Origin of the sequence: Nocardia farcinica (assembly GCF_029867845.1) — a bacterium.
Taxonomy (GTDB): domain Bacteria; phylum Actinomycetota; class Actinomycetes; order Mycobacteriales; family Mycobacteriaceae; genus Nocardia; species Nocardia farcinica_A.
In genome coordinates this window covers 1-5,708 of sequence record NZ_JARWRU010000858.1, presented here as the reverse complement: position 1 = coordinate 5,708, position 5,708 = coordinate 1, and the positions used below count along the sequence as shown (strand labels likewise).

The following is a 5,708-nucleotide window of genomic DNA, read 5'->3' as shown; positions in this document are numbered from 1 at the left end:
GGGCTGCCTGGCCGACGGTGAACCGGTCGACCTGGCCGCCGCCCTGTCCGGCAAGCCCGCGCTGCTCAACCTCTGGGCCTACTGGTGCGCGCCGTGCGCCCAGGAGCTGCCGCATCTACAGGCCTTCGCCGACCGGGCGGGCGAGGCCATGACGGTGCTGACCGTGCACAGTGATCCCGACGAGGCCAAGGCGCTGTCCCGGCTGACCGGGCTGGACGTGCGCCTGCCCGGCGTGCTGGACTCCGACGCGCGGGTGCGCACCGCCGTCGGCGCGCCCGCGGTGCTGCCGGTCTCGGTGCTGCTGCGGGCGGACGGCTCGGTCGCCGAGGTGATCGTGCGCACCTTCACCGGGGTCGAGGACATCGCCACGACCGTCGAACAGTCGCTCGGGGTGAAGATGTGAGCGGTATGGCCGGTGCTTGCTGAGAAATCGGTGGCTTCGTGAGAAAGTCGAGCACGAAGAATCCGGCACGGCAGAGTTGGCAGGGCATCTCGCAGCGTCTGTTGCGGGCCGACAGATGGTTTGTGGAGGTGGTGGTGCGCACGTTCAGCGGGGCGGGTTCTCCGGTGACCAGATCTGAGCCGGTGACCAGACACGTGCGCGTGAGTCGCGCCGCCGCGACGGGAGCGACCGCATGACCATCGAACTTCCCGACGACACCCCGGCCTGGCTACGGCGCGTCACCGAACCCGCGTCCATGGAGCGCGGCGGCTCGCCCGCGTCGCGGGCACTGCGCAAGGTCATGACGCTGACCTCGCCCGCCCGCGAGGCCGCCGTCCTGGTGCTCTTCGACGGCTCGCCCGAGCCCGACCCGCAGGCCCCCGGCGGCCTGCCCGCCGACGCGCACGTGCTGTTGACCCAGCGGGCGTCCACCATGCGTCAGCACCGCGGTCAGGTGGCCTTCCCCGGCGGCGCCACCGACCCCGAGGACGCGAGCCCGGTGCACACCGCCCTGCGCGAGGCGACCGAGGAGACGGGCCTCGACCCGGCGGGCGTGCAACCGCTGGCGCTGCTGCCGAAGCTGTTCGTGCCCCCGTCCCGCTTCGACGTGACCCCGGTGGTCGCCTACTGGCGTGAACCGAGCGAGGTCGGGGTGGTCGATCCCGCCGAGACCGAGCGGGTGGTGCGGGCGCCGATGGCCGAGCTGCTCGACCCGGCCAACCGCTTCCAGGTCCGCAGCCCGCTCGGCTACTCGAGCCCCGCCTTCCAGGTCGACGGGATGCTGGTGTGGGGGCTGACCGGCGGCATCCTGGCCGGGTTGATCACCGGCGCCGGCTGGGAACGCGAGTGGGACCACACCGACGTCCGTGATCTGGAGACGTCGCTGGCCGCCGTGGGCATGTCCTTATGAGCTCGTCGATCTGGCTCGATGTGGTCGTCGTCGTGCTGGCGCTGGCCGCCGCGACCTCGGGATGGCGGCAGGGCGCGGTCGCCTCGGCGCTGGCCTTCCTCGGCGTGGTGCTCGGCGCGGTCGCGGGCATCCTCATCGCCCCGCACCTGCTCGTGCACGTCGACGAGGGCCGCACCAGGGTGCTCACCGGCGTCCTGTTGATCGTGGTGCTGGTGATCGTCGGCGAGGTGGCGGGCATGGTGCTCGGCCGCGCGGCGCGCAGCGGCATGCACCACCCGTTCACCCGCGGCGTGGACAGCGTGGTCGGCGCGGGTTTGCAGGCGGTCGCGGTGCTGGTCACCGCCTGGCTGCTGGCGCTTCCGCTGGCCACCTCCTCCCAGCCCGCCATCGCCACCGCCATCAACGGCTCCCGGGTACTCGCCGACGTCGACGGAGTCGCGCCGAACTGGCTGCGCCGGGTGCCCAACGAGTTCTCCCGGTTGCTCAACACCTCCGGCCTGCCCGATGTGATCGGCCCGTTCGGCAAGCCGCCGATCACCGCGGTCGATCCGCCCGACCCGAGTGTGCTGGCCAGCCCGGTCGCCGCCTCGCTGCAGCAGAGCGTGCTGCGCATCCGCGGTGTCGCGCCCAGCTGCCAGCGCGCGCTGGAGGGCTCGGGTTTCGTGATCGCGCCCGAGCGGGTGATGACAAACGCGCACGTGGTGGCCGGGACGACCAGCGTCACGGTGGACACCGCGCGCGGGCCGTTGGAGGCCGACGTGGTGTTGTTCGACCCGTCCAAGGACGTGGCCGTGCTGGCCGTGCCAGGTCTCTCCTCGCCGGTGATCCCGCAGGCGCCGCAGGTCGCCAGGACCGGTGACAGCGCCATCGTGCTCGGCTATCCCGGCGGCGGGCCCTACACGGCCAGCGCCGCCCGCGTGCGCGAGACGCTCGATCTGACCGGTCCGACCATCTACCGCAACGGGACCGTGGAGCGCGAGGTGTACACGGTGCGCGGCCTGGTGCGGGCGGGCAACTCCGGCGGACCGCTGGTCGACACCGATGGCCAGGTGCTCGGCGTGGTGTTCGGCGCGGCCGTCACCGACGACGACACCGGCTATGTGCTGACCCTGGCCGAGGTGCGCGGCGAGCTGGAGGCGGCGTCGAACTCGCACATCGGGGTCGACACCGGGGCCTGCGTGCTGAGCTGAGCGCTCCGGGCGGCCCACGGCGGGCCACCCGGGCTCAGGCCAGGAACTTGGCCACCTCGGCGGTCACCACGTCCGGGTTCTCCTGGTGCGCGTAGTGCCCGGCGTCGGGCACGGTGACCAGCTTGCGGCGCGGAGCCCAGCGGCGCGCCCGGTGGAAGGTGGGGCGAAGCAGGTAGCGGTCGTGCTCGCCGCGCAGCGACAGCACGGGAAGGTCGAGCGGCACCCGCATGGTCGCCATGAACCGGCGTCCGTCCGGCCGCCACTGGCTGCGGAAGGCCCAGCGCTGGTACTCCAGCGCGCAGTGCGCGGCGCCGGGGATGCGGATGGCGGTGCGCATCCGCTCGGCGGTGTCGGCGCACTCCGCGCTCCCGGCCCAGCGCGGACCCGAACGCTGCCGCAGCATCCGCTCCACTTCGGCGCCGCCATCGGTGGTGAGCCGGTGTTCCGGGTAGCGGGGCGGCTGGCAGCGCAGGAAAGCGGGCAGCCAGGCGCGGCGCTGACGGCGATCGCGCAGCACCGCGCTCTTGAGTCCGGCCGGATGCGGGGAGGCGACCACCGCGATGGCGCGCACCAGCCGGGGATGCATGACCGCGGTCGCCCAGCACACCAGCCCGCCCTCGGCGTGGCCGACCAGCACCGCCTCGGTGTGCCCGAGGGCGCGGATCAGGCCTGCCACGTCACCGGCCAGCGTCCAGCCGTCGTATCCGCGCGGCGGCTTGTCGCTGTCGCCGTAGCCGCGCAGATCCACCGCGACCGCGCGATAGCCGACGTCGGCCAGGCCGGTCAGCTGATGCCGCCAGGACCACCAGAAGTCGGCGAATCCGTGCAGCAGCAGCACTAGCGGCGCCTCGGCGGACACGGCGGCGAAGCCGGGCGTCGCCTCCACCACGTGGAAGCGGATGCCGTTGGCGTGCACGTCCCGATGCGTCCACGGCCCGTCGTAGCGGACGACGGACGGATCGGGCGGCGGGGTCGCTGACACGGTCAGCTGGTGCGCTTGGTCAGCGCCACCTGGTCGTCGTGCGCGTGCTGGCCGAGGCCCGCGGGCAGCACGGTGCGCGCCTGCTTGAGCGAGTCGATGGTCTTCTCCGGCGCGCGCAGCTTCTTCACCCGCAGCCAGCCCAGCAGGGCGAACCCGATGGTGGCCGCGACCATCAGCACGAACACGATCAGGAACGCCGCCCAGCGGTACAGCCACACATCGAGCAGTTCGGCGAGGAAGAAGAAAAAGAAGAACGAGCTGAACAGCAGCACCGTCAGCGCGAGCACGAAGAAGACGCTGCCCTGCAGGCCCTTCTTGATCTCACCGGTGACCTCGGCCTTGGCGAGCGCGACCTCGGCGCGGACCAGGGTCGACATCTGCTCGGTGGCGTCGCGGACCAGCGATCCGATGCTGGCGGAACCGGGCGGATTGGCATCCGTCAACGGAATCGAGCTCACCGTGCTCCCGCCGCGCGCGTCGTTCCCGTTACCGCCCTGGGTGAAACTCACTTGGTCGACCCTTCTCCCTGTCCCGGCACATTGCTATCGGAGGCTACCGCCTCGCGGCGGATCGCCGTTGGCGCAGTCGTCCGGCCGCTGCTACCGCGTGTCCGGTTCGTCGCGGTGGACGCGGCCACGCCGCAACAGTAGCGCCGACCCGAGCAGCGCCGCCGCCAAGGAGGTGATCAGGATTGCCGCCTTTGCCAATTCGAGGGTGGCGCCGCCGTCGTCGAGCCCGCCAAGGGACAGTTCGGCCACCAGCAGACTCACCGTGAAGCCGATGCCGGCGAGCACGGACAGGGCGAACATGTCGCGGTAGTGCAGTCCGGCCGGGCGGCGGGCCAGGCCGAGCCGGATCGCCGCCCAGCTGAACCCGAAGACACCGAGCATCTTGCCCAGCAACAGGCCGACCACGATCGCCAACGCGATCCGCTCGGTCACCAGATCGCCGAACACCCCGATGTCCAGCGGGACACCGGCCGCGAACAGCGCGAACAGTGGCACGCACAGCCCGGCCGAGACCGGCTGGATCAGGTGCTCGAGCCGGGTGGCGGGGGCTTCGTCCTCGTCCGGGTCGGGGCTCACCCTGGTCAACAGGCCGAGCCCGACACCGGCCAGGGTCGGGTGCACGCCCGCCTCGTGCAGCGCGTACCAGGTGACCAGCGCCAGCGGCACGTACACCAGGGGCGTGCGGACGCGCTTGTGCTGGGCCAGCCACCAGCCCGCCAGGCAGGCGGCCGCGGCGGCCAGCCAGGTCAGGGAGATCCCGACGGTGAACAGCACCGCGATGAGGATGATGGCCAGCAGGTCGTCCACCACGGCCAGCCCGAGCAGGAAAACCCTGGCCCCGGCGGGGATCCGGGAGCCGGTCAGGGCGAGCACGGCCAGCGCGAAGGCGATGTCGGTGGCGACGGGGATGGCCCAGCCCTTGTCCATGCCCGGCTCGCCGTGCCCGATGGCGAAGGCGATGATCGCGGGGGTGACCACGCCGCCGAAGGCCGCGATGATCGGCAGCGCGGCCCGCTTGCGATCGGCCAGTTCGCCGACCACCAGTTCGCGTTTGAGCTCGAGGCCGACCACGAAGAAGAAGATGGCGAGCAGGCCGTCCTTCACCCAGTCGGCGAGGGTGAGTTCCAGATGCAGCGGTTCGATGCCGACGACCGTCTCGGTCATCCGCACATAGCTGTCCGCCCACGGGGAGTTCACCCAGATCAGCGCGAGTGCGGCGGCGGCGAGCAGGATCGCGCCGCCGATGGTCTCGGTCCGTAGATAGCGGGCCAGTTCCGAGCGCATGCGGGTGATCACGAGGGCCTTCCGGTCGGGTCGACGAGGGCGCGACCCGGGCGCCGTGGGACCGGCTTCCGTGATCGCACGCCGACCAGACTTCCCGGCACACCTGAGCCGATCCTATCGAGGACGGCAGGCGGCGAGTCCGTGACCCACCGCCCCCCGCCGCCCTTGTGTCCCAGGTCACCGGCATCAAGAGCGGTCCCGATGCCGGTTCGCCCGGGCCGGGTCGGGCTAGGCGTTGCCCGCCCGGATCTGCTCGAACACCGTCGGATCGACCAGGGTGGAGGTGTCGCCGAGTTCCCGGCCCTCGGCCACGTCGCGCAGCAGCCTGCGCATGATCTTGCCGCTGCGGGTCTTCGGCAGCTCGGAGACGATGAAGATGTCGCGTGGTTTG

6 protein-coding genes are annotated in these 5,708 nt (G+C 71.9%); 3 read left to right on the top strand and 3 right to left on the bottom strand.

Annotation, left to right across the window (positions count from 1 at the left end; translation table 11 throughout):
- The 3 genes from QH283_RS18780 to QH283_RS18770 all read left to right on the top strand — a co-directional run.
- Positions 1-403, top strand: a 403-nt coding sequence (locus QH283_RS18780; RefSeq protein ID WP_280504293.1) for a TlpA family protein disulfide reductase, incomplete at its 5' end; no start/stop codon positions are given.
- A 232-nt stretch (positions 404-635) separates the two neighbouring features.
- Positions 636-1,352 carry an NUDIX hydrolase gene (locus QH283_RS18775; RefSeq protein WP_280504292.1) on the top strand — a complete coding sequence of 239 codons (717 nt, stop codon included), beginning with the start codon at positions 636-638 and terminating at the stop codon, positions 1,350-1,352.
- Positions 1,349-2,542 (top strand): MarP family serine protease, encoded by a 1,194-nt coding sequence (locus QH283_RS18770; RefSeq protein WP_280504291.1) that lies wholly within the window; start codon positions 1,349-1,351, stop codon positions 2,540-2,542. Before QH283_RS18775 ends, QH283_RS18770 begins: the two co-directional genes overlap by 4 nt.
- A gap of 34 nt (positions 2,543-2,576) precedes the next feature.
- Here the strand turns inward: QH283_RS18770 and QH283_RS18765 are convergent, their stop codons facing one another.
- From QH283_RS18765 to nhaA, 3 genes are all read right to left on the bottom strand, one after another.
- On the bottom strand, positions 2,577-3,524 hold the full coding sequence (locus tag QH283_RS18765) for an alpha/beta fold hydrolase (RefSeq protein WP_280504290.1): 948 nt from the start codon (positions 3,522-3,524) through the stop codon (positions 2,577-2,579).
- A 2-nt stretch (positions 3,525-3,526) separates the two neighbouring features.
- On the bottom strand, positions 3,527-4,033 hold the full coding sequence (locus tag QH283_RS18760) for a phage holin family protein (RefSeq protein ID WP_280504289.1): 507 nt from the start codon (positions 4,031-4,033) through the stop codon (positions 3,527-3,529).
- 90 nt (positions 4,034-4,123) lie between these two features.
- Positions 4,124-5,329 carry a Na+/H+ antiporter NhaA gene (nhaA, locus tag QH283_RS18755; protein WP_280504288.1) on the bottom strand — a complete coding sequence of 402 codons (1,206 nt, stop codon included), beginning with the start codon at positions 5,327-5,329 and terminating at the stop codon, positions 4,124-4,126.
- Between the last annotated feature and the right edge of the window lie 379 nt (positions 5,330-5,708).